The following is a 20,886-nucleotide window of genomic DNA, read 5'->3' as shown; positions in this document are numbered from 1 at the left end:
AATTTAATTACAGCTTTTTAAGAGCCATTTTTATAATAGATTCTACGGTGGATTCAGGATCATCCTTTAGAATCTTTTCTACAACCTTGCCAGCCTGGCGTCTATTGTAACCCAAGATCTCTAAAGCTGATAACGCTTCTTCCTTATTTGTATTGTTCGGAGTCATTAAAACTTCATCATCGCCCATCACTTTAAGCACTTTATCCTTGAGATCAAGAATGACTCTTTGAGCTGTTTTGGCGCCGATACCTTTCACACTCTGGATGGTAGGAACATCACCGGTCGCAATTGCATTGATCACCTCCTTTGGTTGCAAGGAAGACAGCATTACGCGCGCTGTGCTCGTACCTACACCAGAAACGGAAATAAGAAGTTTAAAGATCTCTCTTTCAGATTTTTCAATAAAACCGTATAAGGTGTGCGAATCTTCCTTTACCTGTAGATAAGTATAAAGACTGATCGCTTCAGATTCAGGAATTAGTGAAAACGTATGCAGGGAAATATTTACGGTATATCCTATTCCGTTGCATTCAATAACCACATAGGTGGGATTTTTTTCTATTAACTGACCCTTGAGGTGATGAATCATGCAAAAAAGTTGTGTTGAGGTTCAAATGTAGTAAAATAAAGCAAAGGCGGGAATCATCTTCCCGCCTTTACTTTATGTAAGGTATTAAGCTTTCTTGTTAGCCTTCTTTTCTTTCTCCTGTGCATCTATAACCGCTACTGCAGCCATATTCACCATTTCCTCTACACTTGCTCCAAGCTGAAGAATATGAACAGGTTTCCTCATTCCCATCATGATTGGGCCTATAGAATCTACATTGTTGAGTTCTTTAATAAGCTTATAGGTACTGTTAGCCGAATCCAGATCTGGATAGATAAGGGTATTTACCTTCTTACCGGCAAGTTTTGAAAAAGGGAATTTATTCTGAAGCATCTCACGATTCAAAGCGAAATCTGCCTGCAATTCTCCGTCAACACTAAGTTCCGGGTGAAACCTGTGCAGGTAAGAAACTGCTTCTTTTACTTTGGTCGCTCTTGGGTGTTTAGACGATCCGAAGTTTGCGTAAGATACCATCGCGATTACAGGTTCCATTCCAAATAACTGAACCGTACGAGCCGTCATTTGCGCGATCTTGGCTAGATCTTTAGCTGAAGGATCTATGTTGATAGAGGTATCACTGATAAATAGCGGACCTCTGGAAGTATTCATCACGTTCGTTGCTGCTACCCTGGAAACGCCGTCTGCCAGACCAATAAGTTCCAGCATAGGTTTCACCACCGTTGGATAAGCTCTGGAATAACCTGAAAGCAATGCATCTGCATCTCCTTCATTGACCATCATCGCGGCAAAATAGTTACGTTCTCTTAGTAGTTTTTCGGCATCGTATTTAGTTACGCCACTTCTATGTCTGGTTTCCCAGTATTTGTAAGCGTATTTTTTCCTGTTTTCCTCTTCATCATCAGATTTTGGGTCAATAATGACCACATCATCTTCCTGAAAATCGATCTCAGCCATTAATTCCTTGATCACTTCACTTCGTCCAAGAAGGATTGGGAATCCAATTCCTTCATCATTTACGATCTGTGCAGCTTTAAGAACATCCAGATGATCTGCTTCAGCAAAAACGATTCGTTTAGGGTTTGTTTTAGCGCGGTTTTGCAACAAACGGGTGATCTTGTTCTCATTACCCATACGTTCCAGTAACTCTTCCTCGTAACGTTGCCAGTCATCGATCCCTTCCCGGGCAACCCCACTTTCCATGGCAGCTTTAGCAACTGCAGGTGGAACTTTTGCGATCAATCTAGGGTCAAAAGGCTTCGGTATAATATAATCAGGACCAAAATTTAACCTGGTCTCGCCATATGCAATATTCACCTGCTCCGGCACAGCTTCTTTAGCCAGTTCTGCCAGTGCTTTCACCGCGGCTTTTTTCATTTCCTCATTGATCTTGGTCGCGCGCACATCCAGTGCTCCACGAAAGATAAATGGAAAACCAAGAACGTTATTCACCTGGTTTGGGTGATCACTTCTACCTGTCGCCATGATGATATCTTTCCTGGTATCCATCGCCAGGTTGTAATCGATCTCTGGATTAGGATTGGCCATTGCAAAAACGATAGGTCTTTTTGCCATGCTTTTAAGCATTGCCGGACTTACAATATTTGCAATAGAAAGACCCACGAATACATCGGCATCCTTCATTGCCTCATCCAATGTGTCGATCTTACGGGCAGTAGCGAATTCTGCTTTTTCTTCGGAAAGATTTGGTCTGTCTTTTCTAATAACACCTTTACTATCAAGCATCACGATGTTTTCAGCTTTAGCACCAAAAGCCTTGTACAGCTTGGTACATGAAACTGCAGCGGCTCCTGCTCCACTAATGACGATCTTCACTTTGCTCATCTTTTTCTTAGCCAGCTCCAAAGCATTCAGCAATGCTGCTGCTGAAATGATCGCGGTTCCATGCTGATCATCATGCATAACCGGAATATCCAGTTCTGCTTTTAAGCGTTGTTCAATTTCAAATGCTTCAGGAGCTTTGATATCTTCCAGGTTGATTCCGCCGAAAGTTGGCGCAATATTCTTAACCGTTTCTATGAACTTATCTACGTCTTTAGTGTCTACTTCAATATCGAAAACATCAATATCTGCAAAGATCTTAAAAAGAAGACCTTTTCCTTCCATCACCGGCTTTGATGCTTCTGGACCTATATCCCCAAGACCCAGAACGGCAGTACCATTAGAAATCACAGCCACCAGGTTTCCTTTGGTAGTATATTTGTAAACATTCTCCCTATCTTTTTCAATCTCTAGACATGGCTCAGCTACACCTGGAGAATAAGCCAGAGAAAGGTCTCTTTGCGTGGCATATTTCTTAGTTGGTACAACTTCAATTTTCCCGGGCTTAGGTTTAGCGTGGTAAACCAATGCCTCTCTTCTTTTTCTGGAAGTGTTACTCATAATTTTAAGTTTTCGGCTAATTAGCAAAGTTAATAAGGCTGCTGTCCTTAGAGAAATAAAAAGAACAAAAGCTTCAAACGTATCTCTAAGATAATTTATACTTTGGAAGCCTAAATTAATTTCATGATCAAAAGTCTGTTTTTAGCACTTTTTCTAGTGCCTGTGCACCTATTTGCGCAAAGTCTATCCATAAACGAGGTAGACAGTCCACCACTAATAAAGGGCTACTGCGAAGAAGATCCTTCCGAAGAATGTTTTACCATTTCTATAAGTCAGTTTATGAACAGTAATGCTAAAATTGCTGACATCATTAAATCGAAAGAATCGGGAAAGGCGTATATCCAGTTTACGGTGAATGAAACGGGAGAGATCATTAATGTACGATCACGATCCAAATTCCCCACCATCGCCAGGGTAGCGGAAGACGCTGTGAAAGAATTGACGATCGCTGAGCCTGCAATGTTAAATGACCAACCCGTAGCGATCACTTACACCTTGCCATTTAAATTTAGAAGCCTTGAAATAGGGAATGATAGCGCCAGAATTTTAGGGGATGGAGATTTTGCAAACATAACCGATGTGAATGAAGTAGCAACTCCACCTGAGTTTCGAGGCTACGACGCAGGAATTAGAAATATAGTAGATCGCTATAAGTATGATCTTAGAATGAAACTCAGGCAAATGAGTTATGAAGACAAACAAATTGATCTACTGAAAATTTCATTGATCATCGAAGAGAATGGGGATATCTCCAGAAAAATGGTAATTCATCCCAAGCGTAAACTTCAGAATATTGTAAAAGCTGAAGTAGATAGGATCGTGATCGAGCAAGCAGCTACAAATAAGAATGGAGAAAATGAAAAAGTGCTTATTTCTTATGACTTCTCGACTTAGTCACGTTTAAGAAACTCAATATTTCGCTTGAGACCCTCAAATTTTGTTCGTTTCACGGCAGATTTTCTGAAGATCTCATTGAAAGTTTCCTGGGTGATCTCTTCCCAGTCTTTTTTTGAGTTTTTAAGAAGTTCAGGATGCGGATTGAATAATGGCTCCTGGTGAGGTTTAGAAAATCGATTCCACGGGCATACATCCTGACAAACATCGCAGCCAAACATCCAATCATCAAATTGATTCTTCATACTCTGCGGAAGCTCATCCTTCAGCTCAATGGTGAAATAAGAAATACACTTACTACCATCTACCTTGTAAGGTTCTACGATCGCTTCCGTAGGACAGGCATCGATACAGGCGGTACAGCTTCCGCAGTGATCGGTAACGGGAGTATCGTATTCCAGATCAAGGTCTACGATCAATTCAGCAATAAAATAGAAAGAGCCAGTTTGTTTCGAAAGCAAATTTGAATGCTTCCCGATCCATCCGAGTCCGCTTTTTGCAGCCCAGGCCTTGTCCAGAACCGGCGCTGAATCTACAAAAGCACGACCGTGAAAATCACCGATTTCTTCCTGTAGGGCAGCGAGCATTTCCTTCAATTTATCCTTGATCACAAAATGATAATCTCGACCGTAAGCATATTTACTGATCTTATAGGACTCGCTGTTTTGTATTTCTGAAGGATAATAGTTCAGCAGTAGAGAAATAACGCTTTTTGAACCTGGAACCAGCAAGGTAGGATCCAGACGCTTATCGAAATAATTCTCCATATAGCGCATTTCGCCATGCATATTCTTCTGAAGCCAGCTTTCCAGTCTTGGCGCTTCCTCTTCCAGAAATTCAGCTTTTGAAATTCCGCATGACAAAAAGCCGAGGCGTTTTGCTTCGGCTTTAATAAGTTGTGAATATTTTGCTGCTGAAGGATTCAAAGACTGAATTTAGAGCAGCTAATGTAAAAATTAAATAGCTGAGATCATTGGAGTGTGGGATTAAATGGCGCAAAAACTCCATCGGGATTTTCCAGTCCCACCCAGGCGTGTAGCGTCCACCCTCCAGCGACGCAATTGAGATGCCAGTGATCATCTTCCCCGATAAAAGGTCCCTCGGGTATTGTATAATCTTCAGTTTGATCGCAGTTAGGAACCGGGATCAAATACTCTGCAGCTACGAATTGCATTTTCCCGTTTTCATCTGGATGATATACCAGAATTTCAGGTTTTAGCAAATCGAACTTCATATCTACATATTCTTCTTTGGCATAATGATAGCCCATACCAGGTACAAGCGGACTCACCTGTACATAACCCTGATCCACAGCCACATTAAAATTGTGAAACCTTCGCATTGCTTTGGCAAGCATTACCAGCTGATCATCCAGAGTCTCAGCCTTCTCAACCTTGAAATCATAGGACTGTAAGTTCTCATCTTCAAATGGATCTGAACTACAGGAACTAATTAGTGCTAATAATAGAACTGGCAAAACCAGAAATGGTTTCGTAAATAAATTCGTTTTCATCTGTATATATTTTTGTTGGTTCCTATTCTATTTGAATGATCATATCATAATCGCCCGCAGTATTTAATACCTCCTGAATAATTTCTGGAGCAACCGACTTTTCCATAGCATTTTCCTCACTGGTGGGTATCCCGTATTTTCGAAAGAATTCTCCGAATCTTTTAGGGCTGTGGATATTTACCCATTTACAGTTTTCGCTCTTGGAGTTCATGAAAGTGTGCAGCGTTTTTGGGGGAATATCTATTGATTCCCCCGCTTTTACATTTCTCTGCTCGCCATTGATGATGAAATCCATCTCCCCCGTTACGATATAAAAAGACTCATGTAAATTTTCATGATAATGTGGTGGTGGTCCAGGTACCTGGCTAAGGGATTCGCCAATAGTAAGATCGTAGTCACCCGAAAGATTCTGCACTGAAACTTTGTGACCTAACACCCATGATTCTAATTCGTTACGCATCTTATGAGATTTTAGTCTCGTAAATATATAACGGAATTTTGTAGAATCAAAGTTTTATAAGATATTTGTCTCATGAGTAAACAATATATCCAAAAAGGAAGAAAAACTCAGAAGCTGAAAACCCGGGAAAAAATCCTTAGAAGCACACAAAAGTTGCTGGAAAAGAACAAGGACATAAGCCTTGAGGATGCTGCTAAGGAAGCAGGTATATCCAGGGCAACGATCTATCGTTACTACTCCAGTATCGATGTACTGGCTGCAGAAGCAGTACTGGATCTGAATACTAAAAGTTCGGAAGATCTCTATGATGAGGTTGCTGGGAAAGACCTGAAAGAAGCTATTCTATCCATGCAGGATTATTACAACCAGTTAACCATTGACAATGAATCTGGTTTTAGAAAATATATGAGTGTAGTCCTGAACAATGATCATAGTGATAAAATGCGTGGTGCACGCCGCAAAAAATCCTTACTGATTTTACTGGAGAATAAGGCTCAGCACATGAGTGCTCAGGACAAGGAAAATTTAGCGAATATCGCAACAGTGCTTATGGGCGTTGAAGCTTTTGTCGTCACCAAAGACGTGTGCGGTTTAAATAATGAAGAGTCTAAAAAACTATTGAACTGGGGAATGGAAAGATTACTGGAATCAATATTAAAGTAAATCTATCTTTTTGAGAACTTCAGAATAGCATCATTAGGCTTTAAAGTTATCAATGGTTTTATTTCGATCTCCTTATTCACCGGCTGCAGTTTATAATCGTTCATCAATTCTGCAACGGCAATGATCATCTCGAACATCGCGAAGTTATTTCCAATACATTTTCGTGGCCCCGCACCAAATGGGAAATATTGTGAGGAATATTGTCTTCCGCCTTCAGCGAACCTTTCTGGCATAAAAGTGTCTGGCTCCTTCCATAGATCTGGGTGTCTATGAACTTCGTGCAATGAAAACAGCAAATTGGAGCCCGGCTCAAAATATTTGCCTTCAAATTCAAATTCCTCAAGATTCACCCGGTCTATAAAATATGCTGGAGGATACATACGCATCGATTCCTCTAGAACCATTTGAGTGAATGGCGCATTAGTCACTAAATGCATTAGATCATCGCTTTCCTTCTTCAAAGTTGAAACCTCCTTGTAGATCTTTTCCTGCCATATAGGATTAAATGCGAGTAACTGAGCTGTAAAAGTTAACGAATTCGAGGTAGTCTCATGTCCCGCAGTAAACAGAATCAGGATCTCATCAATAAGTTGTTCTTCATCCATGAAGTTCCCGTCGTCATATTTCGCATCCAGCAGCATATCCAGGAGATCGTCATATCGGTTTCCTGAAGCCTGTCGTTCGTGAACTATAGTTCGTAAAATACTCCTTGCCTCCTCTGTTAGCTGAAGATAACTATCAATTTTTCCACTAAGACTAAACCACCAGCCAAGATAGGGTTGCCTCAATTCTTTTACCAGCATTTGCTGCGTGGCTTCAGTTATATATTGGAGTCGGTTGATCTCAGTTTGATTCGCAGCACTACTAAAAAGTGATTTTACAACCGTTTGAAAAGCAAGATCGTTCATAATAGGAAAAATATCAATTTCCTTCCCGTTCTCGATTTTTTCATATTCGGCACAAATTGCTTCCTTAATGGAATCAAGTAAATTGGCAAGTTGCTTTTTATGGAATGCCGGTTGAATCAACTTTCGTTGTTTCTTCCAGTGTTCTCCTTCTGAAGTAAGCAGACCTTTACCCACATATTTCACCAGGTCTTTGGTCTGTATCTCAGATTTCACAAAATTCTTCTGGTTCTTCTGAAGCACATATTCCACGAGAGCTGCATCCCTGCTGAAAATGACCGATTTACTAAAACCGATCTTCAATCGAAAAGTATCTCCCTTTTCTTCAAAGTTCTTCTTATGAAAGGGTAACGGATTTTTTAAAATATTGGCTGAATGCTTTAAAAATTTAGCCAGTGAAACTTCGGGAATATTATTCTCTTTCTCCTTCATGATACTTTTTTAAAACAATCCATTCTGCCCGGGAGTCTTGGTTCTTCCAAGGTGTCGGTAGGCATGCTCGGTCACTTCCCTTCCTCGAGGTGTCCGGTAAATAAATCCCTGCTGAATCAAAAATGGTTCATAAACCTCTTCAATAGTTTCAGCACTTTCACTTACAGCTGTCGCCAGCGTCGTAATACCTACAGGACCACCTTTAAACTTGTCAATGATGGTTTCCAGGATCTTGTTATCCATTTCATCCAGCCCATGCGCATCCACATTTAAGGCTTTTAAGCTATATCTGGCGATTTCAATATCGATCTTTCCGTTCCCTTTTATCTGTGCAAAATCCCGTACCCTTCTTAGCAAGGCATTTGCTATACGCGGAGTTCCACGACTTCTTCCAGCTATTTCGATAGCCGCTTCCTGTGATATTGGAACTTTTAGGATCTCAGAACTCCTTTCTACGATGCCTGATAGCAGTTCAGTAGAATAATACTGTAGTCTACTGGAAATACCAAATCTCGCCCGCATAGGCGCTGTAAGCAATCCTGAACGCGTTGTCGCACCAATTAGAGTGAAAGGATTCAAATTGATCTGTACAGTTCTGGCGTTTGGACCGGTTTCCAACATGATGTCGATACGATAATCTTCCATGGCAGAATACAGGTATTCTTCTACTATAGGACTCAATCGATGAATCTCATCTATAAAAAGGATATCACGCTCATCGAGATTTGTAAGCAAACCGGCGAGGTCTCCGGGTTTATCAAGAACGGGACCCGAGGTGATCTTTATACCAACATTGAGTTCATTAGCCAGTATATGCGCCAGGGTAGTTTTTCCCAGACCTGGAGGTCCATGAAACAAGGTATGATCCAGCGCATCTCCACGCATGTTCGCAGCCTGAACAAAGATCTGCAGGTTCTCCAGCACCTGTTCCTGTCCCGCAAAGTCGTAAAAACTAAGGGGCCTTAAAGCTCTTTCTATATCAAATTCTTCAGGAGAAAGATTCTCTCCACTAGCATCCAGGTTCTCGTTCATCATTTATTTGCTTTTCGCAATATATTCTTTAGTCTGCTTGATCCAATCTTCAGAATTGTCCAGAATAATATCTGGCTGCACTCCTACAGACTCATATTCCAGATATTTTTTATCGCCTTTAAAAGTAAAGAATCCTTTGAATTTATAGCAGGGAAATTCATAAGTTTTACCAAGTTCATACGCGATAGTTCCGCTAGTTTTACTTCCGAGTAAGGTTACACTTTTAAACTTCTGAAGTCTTAGAGCGAACTGCTCTGCATTACTCACAGTGTTCCCATTTATCAGTACATGTAATCTTGCATTCTTATAGTTTTTCCGTAGATACTTATAGAGAATATCAGAATTTCTATCACCACCGCCACCATTGTCGCGAAGATCCAGGATCAGGTCTCTAGTAACAGGTTTCTCTTCCAGACTTTTATAGAAGTTTTCTGCATTCTTCAAAACGGGATTGTAACCGGAAAAACTTCCAATTCTCATATAAGTAATATCCCCTGATAACGAATATTGATAAGTCCCATTAGCCTTTACCCTGGAATAATCTGGTGTGGAATTGGATTTTGAAAGCTGTAGTTTGGAGATATGACCATTCTTAATCTCCAATGGGAAATTCACAAGTTTTTTATCATGAAACTGGCCTATGGCTGCAAGATAGCGACCATTCTCATATTTCAAGAATCGACCTATAATCTCCCCTTTCTGCCATACCTCTTTACCACCGCTAAGATTCACTACTATCAAATTCTCTTCGGAAGCATATACGCCTATGCTAAAACCATCACGGGAATAGATACCCTCGACATCTTCTACTGGTTTGATCTCAAGTTTCGTTTTTAAGCTATCCAGATCACCTTCAAATTCTGGAAATTCCTGGTAGGTCGTATCAGATTGATTTACATCAAAACCAACTTCAGAATACATCATATTATGTCGGTCATTCAGGGTAACCAGTATTTTACTCATCTGCTGAAAACAATCATAGTCTGAATAGTTACCGGTATACGAATAATTATCGGCCGCACTTAATGCCTTATTGTATGCAAATAGATCTGATGTATTCTTGGTGACAGGTAATTTTTTGATTGTCTTAGCCAGAACTTCAATATTCTTAGTGCAGTCGCAATCGCTCTGTGACGAAACACTAAAGCTGATTATGAATAAACAAAAGGCGATTGCTAATTTCATTTAAGTTGATTTCCAAAAAGATATTACAATTTGAGAAGTCGGTAAAACATATAGAATAAAAAAGCCTTTTCCGTGGTGGAAAAGGCTTTCTATAAAGACTTAGTATTGTTCTAGTGATTTAATTCTTCCTCACCTTCTTGAAGTGGCGTCGTTTGCGGCACGAAATCCTGACCGGCAATTACATATTCACCATCTTCTCCGGTTTTAGAATAATCGTATGGCCATCTGTAAACTGATGGTATTGCTCCTGGCCAGTTTCCATGTACATGTTTTACAGGAGTAGTCCATTCCAGTGTATTCGATCTCCAAGGATTCATTACTGCCTTCTTTCCGTAGAACATAGAAGAGAAGAAGTTATAAATGAATACCAACTGGACTAATGCAGTGATAATAGCAGCTACCGTAATGATAACATTTACATCTGCATAGTCATCGAAGTATGGAAAACTTGTATTCGTGTAATAACGTCTTGGAAGACCAGCGATCCCAATAAAGTGCATTGGGAAAAAGACTCCGTAAGCACCTACAGCTGTTACCCAGAAGTGGATATAACCAAGATTCTTATTCATCATTCTACCAAACATCTTAGGGAACCAGTGGTAAACCCCGGCAAATAGTCCGTATAACGCAGAGATACCCATTACCAGGTGGAAGTGAGCAACCACGAAGTACGTATCATGTACGTTAATATCCAGTGTAGAATCCCCAAGGATAATACCTGTTAAACCACCCGTAATGAAAGTTGATACAAGACCTATCGAGAATAACATTCCCGGGTTCATCTGTAAATTACCTTTCCAGAGGGTAGTGATATAGTTAAAAGCTTTTACTGCTGACGGTATCGCAATTAATAATGTGGTAAATGTAAATACAGACCCAAGGAACGGGTTCATACCAGATACGAACATATGGTGACCCCAAACGATCGTAGATAAGAATGCGATAGCCAGAATCGAAGCTACCATTGCACGATATCCAAAGATTGGTTTACGTGAGTTTGTAGCGATAATTTCTGAAGTGATCCCTAGTGCTGGAAGTAATACGATATAAACTTCAGGGTGACCAAGGAACCAGAATAGGTGTTCGAAAAGTACTGGAGAACCTCCCTGGTGACTTAACACCTCTCCTTTAATAAAGATATCACTCAGGAAGAAGGATGTTCCAAAACTTCTGTCCATGATCAATAATAATGCTGCTGAAAGTAATACCGGGAATGATACAACTCCAATAATAGCCGTTACGAAGAACGCCCATATAGTTAGTGGAAGTCTGGTCATAGACATCCCTGCCGTTCTAAGGTTCAATACTGTAACGATATAATTCAAAGATCCTAGTAACGAGGATGCAATAAAGATCGCCATAGAAACTAACCACAATGTCATCCCTGTACCAGATCCACTAATTGCTTTCGGAAGGGCAGATAATGGAGGGTAAATAGTCCATCCCGCCATTGCTGGTCCAGACTCCACGAACAATGAGCAAAGCATGATCACTGAAGAAAGGAAGAACAACCAGTAGGAAACCATGTTAAGGAATCCAGATGCCATATCACGCGCACCAATTTGCAACGGAATTAATAAGTTCGAGAACGTACCGGAAAGTCCGGCGGTTAATACGAAGAATACCATGATGGTACCGTGAATAGTAACAAGTGCCAGGTAAATACTTGGTGACATTACTCCTTCCGGTGCCCAACGTTCTCCTAATAGTGCTTCAAAAACCCAGAAAGACTCCTCTGGCCATGCAAGCTGAATACGGAAAAGGATGGACATCCCAATACCTACTATTCCCATTAGAAGACCTGTAATAAGATATTGCTTCGCAATCATCTTATGATCGGTACTGAAAATATACTTTGTTATAAAAGTTTCCTTATGATGATGTCCGTGATCATCGTGGTGATCGTGTGCCGGTGCTGTTGCAGTTGCTGACATATCTCTAATTTCTTTATCTTAAAATTGTACGTTCGTTATCTATTCTACTGAAGCTACTGCATTCTCACCTTCCGGTGTATTTTCAGTCTCCATTTCCCCTTCAGAATCTTCTTGCATCGATTCTGGAGTACCATCTCCAGCAGTATCTTCTGGTCTATCTACATTCTGACTACTTTCTTCCATAGTACTCCCAAAAGTAGGCTGCTCTGCCATCCATGCATTGAAATCTTCTTCAGATTCTACTACGATCTTCATCTGCATGTTGTAGTGAGCCTGTCCACAAATTTTGTTACATAGTAAGAAGTATTCAAACTCATACTCATCAAGTGTAGGTTCTCCCTGCGCTCTTAATGCTTCGTTACGTTCGTTTCTAACTTCATTTACACTCTTCACCTTATCACGCATATATTCGCTTTCTCTCATTTCTTCGGAAGTGATCGTTGGAGTAAAACCAAATTGAGTGATCATTCCAGGCACTACGTTCATTTGTGCACGGAAGAAAGGGAAATAAGCTGAATGCAATACATCCTGAGATCTGAATTTGAAAAGGACTGGTCTGTTTACCGGTAAATGTAATTCAGTAGTGATAACGTCATCCTTTCCATAAGAATCAGATTCATCCACACCTAATTGGTTCACACCTTCGATAAAACGAACATTTGCTTTTCCTAATGTGTTGTCCTCACCGGAATATCTCGCTCTCCAGTCAAACTGGTAAGCGTAAACTTCGATCACCAGTGGATCTTCGTCTTCGTTGATATTCATGATATCACTCCAGGTAAATAATCCGTAGATGATAAGACCAGCAAGAGTAATTACAGGAATAATAGTCCAGATAAATTCCAGTTTATCATTATCTGCGTAGAATAATGCCTTTTGAGTTTTCTTCCCTTTGTATTTGAAAGCAAAGTAGTGCAGTAATCCCTGAGTAATGATCTGTACGAACATGATTAATCCGATAGACACAAACATCAAGGTGTCATATTCCGAACCATGTTCAGAAGCAGCTTCCGGAAGGTAGAATTTACTGTATTCCCAGAAACAAAATATGGTAATAACGTAAAGGAAAATTACAAATGCTAGCATCAGGATCCCGTGAGTACGGTTATCCTTATCGTTTGCAACCTGTGAAGTATCCTCATCTGATCCCTTCGATAACTGAAAGATCTTGGAGATCTGCCAACCTGTTACGGCCAGAAGTGCGAGTACTATGATTACTAAAAATACGGTCATTTTATAAGTTCTTCTTTAAACAATCAATCTTTATTAATAGTGGTAATGTTTACTTTCTTTCAAGTATGGATTACCTTTTACAAGTAGCGGTGCCTTTGTAAGTGAATTGAACACTATGAAGGAGAATAAACCTCCAAACAATAGTATTGCACTAATTTCAGGAATTCCAATAAACCAGGATTCCCCAACTGTCGCAGGCATTACCATTACGTAAACGTTGATGTAGTGACCGCATAGAATTATAATACCGGTCATCACCACAAACCAGTTCACCCGTTTGTAATCGCTGTTCATTAACAATAATACCGGGAAAAGGAAGTTTGTTACGATCATACCCCAGAAAAGTATAGGATAATCATTCATTCTCTGAATGAAGTAAACCACCTCTTCAGGAATATTTGAATACCATATCAACATAAACTGAGAGAACCATAGGTAAGTCCAGAAAATACTGATCCCAAACATGAATTTCGCAAGGTCATGAATATGACTATTATTTACGAACTCAAGGTACCCTCTCGATTTTAGATATATTGTGATTATAGCGATCGTGGTAATCCCTGATACGAACATACTAGCAAATACGAACCAACCGAATAATGTACTAAACCAGTGTGGATCCAAACTCATGATCCAGTCCCATGACATCATAGATTCAGTTACGATAAAGAATACGAGGAATCCTGCAGATAGCTTAAAAGTCTTTTTAAAGATCGAAAGATCTGTTGCATCGTCCATCTTTCTGGAGTTCTTCACAATCAAGTATCTGAAGATCGCCCATCCACCAAGGTAGATAGCAGCTCTAATTAAGAAAAATGGTACGTTTAAGTATGCAGTTTTATTCTGAATGATTTCATCGTGTGCTACTACTTCCGGATCCATCCATACAAATAGATGATTTAAGTGTAAACCTGAAAGAACAAGTATTACGAACACGATAAGCCCTCCAGGTAGTAAGTAAGCAGTGATAGCTTCCATTACTCTGAATAATACCGGTGACCAACCTGCCTGTGCAGCATATTGAACAGCATAAAAAGCCATAACTCCTAAAGAGATCATGAAGAAAAAGAATGCAGCCACGTAAAGTGCAGCCCATGGTTTGTTCTGTAACTGGTGCAGGATGTGCTCCATATGCTCAGCCTCATGGGATGCTTCTTCACCATGACCTGCTTCAGCATGGTCTGCGTCAGTGGCATGATCTGTATTATCTTCAGTGTGTTCTATAGTTTCAACTTCAGTGTTTCCACCAGGAATCTGCTCGACGTTAACTTCGTGAGTTTCATCTGTCGCATGCTCTTCCCCGTGATGTTCAGAAGCCATCATTGCCTCCACATCCTCGATAGTTTCTGGAGCCGCGATAAACCCGTAAACGAGACCTATTGCTCCCACAACCATACAAATGATTGCTGCTAATTTTATTTTACTGGATAGCGTATACATATTGATAGATCTAAATCTTTATTCTTGAGTTTCGGTTTGGTTGTTTTCAGTAGCACCTTCAGCAGCGGTATCGCCAGCATCCTCATAGATATTAGCATCTGCTCTGGAAGGAAGAAGGCTTGTTTGCTCTTCTTCAAATTCTCTTTCAGGTTTACCTTCCAACTTATCTTTTAAGCTCATAACATAGTGATCGATTTGCCAGCGTTCTTCGATAGAAGTCTGCGAAGCATAAGATCCCATGTTATTAATTCCGTAGTACATCACGTGATAAACACTACCTTCAGTGATTGCTCTACCTGCATCATCATAGGATGGTACACCAAGAATCTTCTCTCTTTCTACAAGAATTCCTTTCCCATCTCCTTTGTCACCGTGACAAACTGCACAATAAATAGTATACAAACCTTTACCTTCTGCAAGATTATCCTGAGTATATGGAATTGGATTGTTAAGATTTGCCTTTGCATTAGCAAGTCCTGCAGCAGAATTTTCGTAATCATACGGCATCCATCCTCTTGGAATAGATCCTTCTACCGGTAATTTTGCCTCCTGAGCATTCTCGAATACATTGTACTCGCCGTAGGTTTCGTAACCTACAGACTCATACATATCTGGCATATACTGATAGTTTGGATCCTCCTTGTCATTGCAGGAAACAACTGCAAAGCCAAGCAGACAAAATCCTATAGTTTTATGGAACAAACTTCTCATTATCACTATTTATTATCTATTAATCTAATTTCAGATGCTCCAGTATCGTAAAGAAACTTAGTAAGATCATCTATGTTATGGTTCGCAGCATCCACTTCCATAAGAAACAGGTCATCTGTTGTTCTTACATCAGGGTTCTCAGCTTTTTTGAATGGCCATAATCTACTTCTCATGTAGAAGGTGATTACCATAAGGTGAGCTGCAAAGAATACTGTAAGCTCGAACATGATAGGTACGAACGCCGGCATATTCTGAAGAAAACTAAAACTTGGTTTTCCTCCAATATCCTGAGGCCAGTCCTCTATCATGATAAAATTCATCATAGCAACTGCTACTGACAAACCAACCAATCCATAAAGGAATGCGGTGATGGCCAGTCTTGTTGGAGCAAGTCCCATTGCTTTATCAAGTCCGTGAACCGGAAATGGGCAATAGATCTCTCCTATATGATAGCGTGCTTCACGAATCTGCTTTACAGCCTGTAAAAGCAGGTCGTCATCTTGGTAAATAGCGTGTAAAACTTTAGATGCCATCCTGATTATTTATTTTTTAGTTTGTTTGCCTGCTCTGTCCACCCAGCTCTATTAGCCTGGATAGGGAAGTTTTCGATAACTTCATCAAGCAAGACAAAATCCTGTTCTGTCAATTTACTAACCTGGTCGAAAAGGTAGATACCAACCTGATGGAAATGTTGTTGCAATAACGGACCAACATTCTTAAGCCTGGTTAGATCATCTGCAGACTGCGTTGCAGGATCGTAAGTACCAATTCTTCCTAACATCTCATCGATACGGTCTTTCATCACTTCTGAAATTACCATCCCATCCGCGTTCACTGTGTCTTCATGAGGGTGATCTGCCTCTACCGTTTTTTGATGTTCTGTATCTTCGATCTTATGGTGAATTCCATCTTCCTCATTCTGCATAGGATTTCTTCCTACCGCTTGAGGATCGTAATGCAATACATCATCACCATGCTGAGCTCTTAGTTTTTTATACTTCTCTCCGGAAGCCTTCAGGATTGTCTTCACCTCTGCCTGAGCGATCACTGGGAACGAACGAGCGTATAATAGGAACAATACAAAGAAGAATCCAATAGTTCCAATAAAGATCCCGATATCTACAAAGGTAGGTGAGAACATCGTCCATGAAGATGGAAGGTAATCACGGTGAAGCGAAGTCACAATAATTACAAAACGTTCAAACCACATCCCGATGTTTACTACAATCGAAATAAAGAAAGAGAACATGATGCTGGTACGTAATTTCTTGAACCACATAAACTGCGGAGAAAACACGTTACAAGTCATCATACTCCAGTATGCCCACCAGTAAGGTCCGGTTGCTCTGTTAAGGAATGCATACTGTTCGTATTCAACGCCAGAGTACCATGCAATCACTAGCTCGGTAATATATGCAGTACCTACAATAGAACCAGTGATCATGATCACGATATTCATCAATTCGATATGCTGAATCGTAATATAGTCTTCAAGATTAGAAACCTTTCTCATGATGATAAGCAAGGTGTTTACCATCGCAAATCCTGAGAAGATTGCTCCTGCAACGAAGTAAGGAGGGAAAATGGTCGTATGCCATCCCGGTATTACCGAAGTTGCAAAGTCAAAAGATACAATCGTGTGTACAGAAAGTACAAGTGGTGTTGCCAATCCGGCAAGTACCAGTGATACTTCTTCAAAACGTTGCCAGTCTTTAGCACGTCCACTCCATCCAAAAGATAGAATTCCGTAGACTTTTTTAGTAAAAGGAGTGATCGCACGGTCACGGATCATTGCAAAATCAGGTAGCAATCCAGTCCACCAGAATACCAGTGATACAGAAAGATATGTAGAGATCGCAAATACATCCCATAGAAGTGGCGAATTAAAGTTCACCCATAGTGACCCAAACTGGTTTGGAATTGGAAGTACCCAATATGCCAACCATGGACGTCCCATGTGAATAAGAGGAAAAAGACCCGCCTGCATTACAGAGAAAATGGTCATCGCCTCTGCAGACCTGTTAATTGCCATTCTCCATTTCTGGCGGAAAAGCAGTAGTACGGCAGAAATAAGGGTACCGGCGTGACCAATACCTACCCACCATACGAAGTTGGTAATATCCCAGGCCCAACCTACGGTTTTATTTAATCCCCAGGTACCAATACCTGTAGAAATTGTGTAAACTATACATCCTACACCCCAAAGAAAGGCAACAAGGGCAATAGAGAAAACTATCCACCAGGATTTGTTAGCCCGTCCTTCAACCGGAGCAGCAACATCTACCGTCACATCGTGATAGCTTTTGTTCCCGGTAACTAGAGGCTTTCGTATAGGTGCTTCGTAATGAGACATATCCTTCTAATTGATTCTTAGTTATTCGTTATTTTAAGCTTCGGTTGTATTTCTAACTTTAGTCTGGTACATCACGTTTGGTTTCGTACCTACATACTCAAGAAGATGATACATCCTGTCGTCATTTTTCTTTTCAAGAACTTTCGAGTCTTTGTTATTCACATCCCCAAAGACCATCGCACCTTTATCACAAGCAGCAGAACAAGCAGTCTGGAATTCTCCATCTTCAATCGTTCTACCTTCTCTCTTAGCATCAAGAATGGTTTTCTGAGTTTTTTGAATACACATAGAACATTTCTCCATTACCCCTCTGGAACGTACAGTAACGTCAGGATTAAGAACCATTCTACCTAAGTCGTTATTCATGTGGTAATCAAACTCATCATTCTGAGCATAATTGAACCAGTTGAAACGACGTACTTTATAAGGACAGTTGTTCGCACAGTATCTTGTACCAACACATCTGTTATAAATCATTTGATTTTGACCCTGTCTACCATGAGAAGTTGCCGCAACAGGACAAACTGTTTCACACGGGGCATGGTTACAATGCTGACACATTACCGGCTGGAAGACAACCTGAGGATTATCTGCCGTAGATTCAAGCCTGTCAAAAGTAGACAATGAACCTTCTCCCTCTCTATCTCCAAAGATGTAGTCTCCAAATCCAAGTCCTGAAGCATCTTCTTTTTCCTCGATATCTTCATTGAAGTTCTCTTCAGAAGAGAAATAACGGTCAATACGCAACCAGTGCATATCTCTGGACTTTCTTACTTCATCTTTTCCAACTACAGGAACGTTGTTTTCAGAATGACAGGCGATCACACAGGCACCACATCCGGTACATGCATTCAGGTCGATACTCAAATTGAAGTGAGGACCTGTAGATCTATCAAAACTTTCCCAGATATCAACTTCCGGAGAAGTTACAGGAGTCTCCTGATGATCTAAAGAAACCTCTGGAACATGGTTCCATACGTGAGCATCTTTAGTATTGAAGATCTCAAGGGTTGTCTCCTTGATAATATCTCCACGACCCATCAATGTATTATGAAGCTGAACACAGGCGAACTCATGAACACCCGGAGCTTTTTCTATTTTTACTTTCTGTACAGATCTGAAATCATTATACAAAGGATAAGCATTCACACCTGTTTGCATCTCTTCCTGAACACCGGCTTTTCTACCGTATCCAAGTGCAAGACCAACAGATCCTTTGGCCTGTCCTGGCATGATATAAACCGGAACATTCTGTACTACAGTGTTACCAACACTAACATTCACATAGCTACCGTTAAGTCCGCCATTTGCAACATGTTCGTTCATAACTCCCATCGCCTCGGCATCTGCTTTAGACATGGTAATGTAGTTATCCCAACTTGCTCTGGTTAATGGATCTGGCATCTCCTGCAACCATGGGTTGTTTGCCTGTTGACCATCTCCTATTGCTGTATTCGTGTAAAGACTTAATTCAAAACCTTCACCGTCAAGATCATCAATGCTATAAGAAATAGCTGATGCACTGCTTCCAGCTGAAGCCGGAAGAGCTACTGGTGAACTAGCTTCAAAGACACCATCATGAAGCACTTCGCTCCAGTTACGATCCCCAAGTCCGCCAGACCAGGTTTCCTGAATATATTCGTAGTAAGACTGGCTATTATCTGTCCATTTCAATAACGTATCCTGAAATTGTCTGGTATCAAATAATGGTCTTATTGTTGGCTGCATTAGACTGAAAGCCTTTTCGCTATACTGAATATCTCCCCAACTTTCAAGGTAGTGCGGAGTTGCAGCAACATATTTACTTAATTTAGAAGTCTCATCAGTTCTTGTAGTAAAATCAACTACAGTCTGCACTTTCTTAAGACCTTCTACAAAATCTTTTGAATTTGGAAGGGTATGAACCGGATTCAAACCAGCGATCATAAGAGCGCCAATACTTCCATTATTCATATCCTTTACCAGCTGAGCTACTTCACTAGCATTTCCCTGACGAGTTACACGAGCATTCGAAGAATCCATAACCTGACTTCCCAAAGCTTCGTTGATTTCCAACGCCCAACGCTGTGCCTCCTCATCTGGAATTCCACATACGACCACAGCAGCACTTCCTGCCTTTCTTAACTGTCTGGCAGCTTTCACTACTGCATCATCTAGCTTTTCAGAAAGACTACTAGTAGAACCATCAGCGATATAACCCTTAAGAGCAGCCATTACAGCTTTTTGCTCAGATGGTTTAACTGGAATACGTTTATCTGCATTTGCACCAGTCAATGACATATTCGATTCAAACTGAATATGACGTGACATTTTACCATTTTCAGGTATTCTGGTTTTTGCATAAGCAGCATCGAAACCACCACCTTGCCAGTCACCAAGGAAATCTGCCCCAACACCAACTACTGTTTCTACTTTAGAGAAATCGTAGTGAGGAAGCGCACGTTTTCCATATTTAGACTGAAATGCATTCAATGCAGGATCTTCTGAAACAGTATCGTACACTACGTGGCGCACATTACCGAATTTTGCAGAAAACTCCTGAATTAATTTTGTAGTTGAAGGACTGGCAAATGTTTGCGTAAGCAATACGATCTCCCCATTCGCGTTTTCCAATTCTGAAACAACCTGACGGTCGAATTCTTCCCAGGAAACGTTTCTTCCTTCAATCATTGGGCGCTTAACCCTTTTAGTATCATACAATGAAAGTACCGAAGCATGAACACGAGCGTTAACCCCACCCTTGAACTTCGAAAGATCATTATTTTCAATTTTTACAGGACGACCTTCGCGTGTTTTTACCAATACACTGGCGAAGTCGAAACCATCAGCAATAGTTGTCGCATAGTAGTTCGCAACACCAGGAACGATTCTGTCCGGCTGAACTACGTAAGGAATAGACTTTACCACCGGGCCTTCACAGGCAGCCAGTGATGCCGCTGCTGTACTGAAACCAACATACTTAAGGAAATCACGTCTTGAAGTTTTAGAATCTGCAAGATTTTCTTTATCCCCAAGGAAGTCCTCAACCGGGATCTCCTCGGCGAATTCCTTTTGCTGGAGCGTCTCAACAACAGAGCTTTTATCTTCCAGCTCTTCAACACTTTTCCAGTATTTCTTGTTTGATGACATATTATATCTAGATATTAGCTTCTTAAATTAAACC

At 40.6% G+C, this 20,886-nt stretch carries 17 protein-coding genes; 2 read left to right on the top strand and 15 right to left on the bottom strand.

Features of this window, described 5'->3' with window-relative positions; genetic code table 11:
• Window positions 1–7: 7 nt before the first annotated feature.
• Window positions 8–589, bottom strand: a complete 582-nt coding sequence (ruvA, locus tag ACNI3T_RS09380; protein WP_141878761.1) for a Holliday junction branch migration protein RuvA — start codon at window positions 587–589, stop codon at window positions 8–10.
• Between the two features lie 84 nt (window positions 590–673).
• The gene (locus tag ACNI3T_RS09375) at window positions 674–2,968 is read right to left on the bottom strand and encodes an NADP-dependent malic enzyme (RefSeq protein ID WP_405199722.1); all 2,295 of its coding nucleotides are present in this window, start codon (window positions 2,966–2,968) and stop codon (window positions 674–676) included.
• Window positions 2,969–3,091: 123 nt separating this feature from the next.
• Here ACNI3T_RS09375 and ACNI3T_RS09370 point away from each other — a divergent pair, with 123 nt between their 5' ends.
• Entirely contained in the window at window positions 3,092–3,862 is a 771-nt protein-coding gene (locus ACNI3T_RS09370; protein ID WP_418227568.1) for an energy transducer TonB, read from the top strand.
• On the opposite strand, the gene queG is transcribed toward ACNI3T_RS09370, so the two are convergent.
• Genes queG through ACNI3T_RS09355 form a run of 3 tightly spaced genes read right to left on the bottom strand, consistent with a single transcriptional unit; the run spans window position 3,859 to window position 5,835 of the window.
• On the bottom strand, window positions 3,859–4,788 hold the full coding sequence (gene queG / locus ACNI3T_RS09365; RefSeq protein ID WP_418227567.1) for a tRNA epoxyqueuosine(34) reductase QueG: 930 nt from the start codon (window positions 4,786–4,788) through the stop codon (window positions 3,859–3,861). The genes ACNI3T_RS09370 and queG overlap by 4 nt on opposite strands.
• Before the next feature lie 44 nt (window positions 4,789–4,832).
• The gene (locus tag ACNI3T_RS09360) at window positions 4,833–5,375 is read right to left on the bottom strand and encodes a hypothetical protein (RefSeq protein WP_418227566.1); all 543 of its coding nucleotides are present in this window, start codon (window positions 5,373–5,375) and stop codon (window positions 4,833–4,835) included.
• Between the two features lie 22 nt (window positions 5,376–5,397).
• A complete protein-coding gene (locus tag ACNI3T_RS09355; RefSeq protein WP_418227565.1) occupies window positions 5,398–5,835 on the bottom strand; it encodes a cupin domain-containing protein in 438 nt (145 codons plus the stop codon).
• Between the two features lie 72 nt (window positions 5,836–5,907).
• Here ACNI3T_RS09355 and ACNI3T_RS09350 point away from each other — a divergent pair, with 72 nt between their 5' ends.
• Complete coding sequence (locus tag ACNI3T_RS09350; protein WP_418227564.1) at window positions 5,908–6,498, top strand: TetR/AcrR family transcriptional regulator; 591 nt, start codon at window positions 5,908–5,910, stop codon at window positions 6,496–6,498.
• 2 nt (window positions 6,499–6,500) lie between these two features.
• On the opposite strand, the gene ACNI3T_RS09345 is transcribed toward ACNI3T_RS09350, so the two are convergent.
• The 10 genes from ACNI3T_RS09345 to ACNI3T_RS09300 all read right to left on the bottom strand — a co-directional run bounded on the left by ACNI3T_RS09345 (window position 6,501) and on the right by ACNI3T_RS09300 (window position 20,852).
• Window positions 6,501–7,835, bottom strand: coding sequence for a cytochrome P450 (locus tag ACNI3T_RS09345; protein ID WP_418227563.1), 1,335 nt, complete (start codon window positions 7,833–7,835; stop codon window positions 6,501–6,503).
• A gap of 9 nt (window positions 7,836–7,844) precedes the next feature.
• Window positions 7,845–8,867 carry a Holliday junction branch migration DNA helicase RuvB gene (gene ruvB, locus ACNI3T_RS09340; RefSeq protein ID WP_418227880.1) on the bottom strand — a complete coding sequence of 341 codons (1,023 nt, stop codon included), beginning with the start codon at window positions 8,865–8,867 and terminating at the stop codon, window positions 7,845–7,847.
• Window positions 8,868–8,870: 3 nt separating this feature from the next.
• On the bottom strand, window positions 8,871–10,052 hold the full coding sequence (locus ACNI3T_RS09335) for a S41 family peptidase (RefSeq protein WP_418227562.1): 1,182 nt from the start codon (window positions 10,050–10,052) through the stop codon (window positions 8,871–8,873).
• A gap of 110 nt (window positions 10,053–10,162) precedes the next feature.
• Complete coding sequence (locus ACNI3T_RS09330) at window positions 10,163–11,986, bottom strand: cytochrome c oxidase subunit I (protein ID WP_418227561.1); 1,824 nt, start codon at window positions 11,984–11,986, stop codon at window positions 10,163–10,165.
• A gap of 39 nt (window positions 11,987–12,025) precedes the next feature.
• Window positions 12,026–13,219, bottom strand: coding sequence for a cytochrome c oxidase subunit II (locus ACNI3T_RS09325; RefSeq protein WP_418227560.1), 1,194 nt, complete (start codon window positions 13,217–13,219; stop codon window positions 12,026–12,028).
• Between the two features lie 33 nt (window positions 13,220–13,252).
• The gene (locus ACNI3T_RS09320; protein WP_418227559.1) at window positions 13,253–14,659 is read right to left on the bottom strand and encodes a quinol:cytochrome C oxidoreductase; all 1,407 of its coding nucleotides are present in this window, start codon (window positions 14,657–14,659) and stop codon (window positions 13,253–13,255) included.
• An 18-nt stretch (window positions 14,660–14,677) separates the two neighbouring features.
• Complete coding sequence (locus ACNI3T_RS09315) at window positions 14,678–15,370, bottom strand: c-type cytochrome (RefSeq protein ID WP_322301132.1); 693 nt, start codon at window positions 15,368–15,370, stop codon at window positions 14,678–14,680.
• Window positions 15,371–15,375: 5 nt separating this feature from the next.
• A complete protein-coding gene (locus ACNI3T_RS09310; protein WP_295181067.1) occupies window positions 15,376–15,903 on the bottom strand; it encodes a DUF3341 domain-containing protein in 528 nt (175 codons plus the stop codon).
• A gap of 5 nt (window positions 15,904–15,908) precedes the next feature.
• Window positions 15,909–17,723 (bottom strand): NrfD/PsrC family molybdoenzyme membrane anchor subunit, encoded by a 1,815-nt coding sequence (gene nrfD, locus ACNI3T_RS09305; protein ID WP_298246136.1) that lies wholly within the window; start codon window positions 17,721–17,723, stop codon window positions 15,909–15,911.
• A 33-nt stretch (window positions 17,724–17,756) separates the two neighbouring features.
• Complete coding sequence (locus ACNI3T_RS09300; RefSeq protein ID WP_418227558.1) at window positions 17,757–20,852, bottom strand: TAT-variant-translocated molybdopterin oxidoreductase; 3,096 nt, start codon at window positions 20,850–20,852, stop codon at window positions 17,757–17,759.
• Window positions 20,853–20,886: the final 34 nt, after the last annotated feature.

This window comes from Christiangramia qingdaonensis, assembly GCF_048381525.1.
Classification (GTDB): Bacteria; Bacteroidota; Bacteroidia; order Flavobacteriales; family Flavobacteriaceae; genus Christiangramia.
Note: the sequence above shows the minus strand (reverse complement) of the source record. Positions and strands in the feature narration are given on the sequence as shown.

Bases quoted from the DNA above. Each gene is read 5' to 3' on its own strand.
- ACNI3T_RS09300 (WP_418227558.1), bottom strand. From the start codon at position 20,852: ATGTCATCAAACAAGAAATACTGGAAAAGTGTTGAAGAGCTGGAAGAT.
- ACNI3T_RS09315 (WP_322301132.1), bottom strand. From the start codon at position 15,370: ATGAGAAGTTTGTTCCATAAAACTATAGGATTTTGTCTGCTTGGCTTT.
- ACNI3T_RS09355 (WP_418227565.1), bottom strand. From the start codon at position 5,835: ATGCGTAACGAATTAGAATCATGGGTGTTAGGTCACAAAGTTTCAGTG.
- nrfD (WP_298246136.1), bottom strand. From the start codon at position 17,723: ATGTCTCATTACGAAGCACCTATACGAAAGCCTCTAGTTACCGGGAAC.
- ruvA (WP_141878761.1), bottom strand. From the start codon at position 589: ATGATTCATCACCTCAAGGGTCAGTTAATAGAAAAAAATCCCACCTAT.
- ACNI3T_RS09335 (WP_418227562.1), bottom strand. From the start codon at position 10,052: ATGAAATTAGCAATCGCCTTTTGTTTATTCATAATCAGCTTTAGTGTT.
- ACNI3T_RS09375 (WP_405199722.1), bottom strand. From the start codon at position 2,968: ATGAGTAACACTTCCAGAAAAAGAAGAGAGGCATTGGTTTACCACGCT.
- ruvB (WP_418227880.1), bottom strand. From the start codon at position 8,867: ATGAACGAGAACCTGGATGCTAGTGGAGAGAATCTTTCTCCTGAAGAA.
- ACNI3T_RS09330 (WP_418227561.1), bottom strand. From the start codon at position 11,986: ATGTCAGCAACTGCAACAGCACCGGCACACGATCACCACGATGATCAC.
- ACNI3T_RS09310 (WP_295181067.1), bottom strand. From the start codon at position 15,903: ATGGCATCTAAAGTTTTACACGCTATTTACCAAGATGACGACCTGCTT.
- ACNI3T_RS09320 (WP_418227559.1), bottom strand. From the start codon at position 14,659: ATGTATACGCTATCCAGTAAAATAAAATTAGCAGCAATCATTTGTATG.
- ACNI3T_RS09325 (WP_418227560.1), bottom strand. From the start codon at position 13,219: ATGACCGTATTTTTAGTAATCATAGTACTCGCACTTCTGGCCGTAACA.
- ACNI3T_RS09370 (WP_418227568.1), top strand. From the start codon at position 3,092: ATGATCAAAAGTCTGTTTTTAGCACTTTTTCTAGTGCCTGTGCACCTA.
- ACNI3T_RS09345 (WP_418227563.1), bottom strand. From the start codon at position 7,835: ATGAAGGAGAAAGAGAATAATATTCCCGAAGTTTCACTGGCTAAATTT.
- ACNI3T_RS09350 (WP_418227564.1), top strand. From the start codon at position 5,908: ATGAGTAAACAATATATCCAAAAAGGAAGAAAAACTCAGAAGCTGAAA.
- ACNI3T_RS09360 (WP_418227566.1), bottom strand. From the start codon at position 5,375: ATGAAAACGAATTTATTTACGAAACCATTTCTGGTTTTGCCAGTTCTA.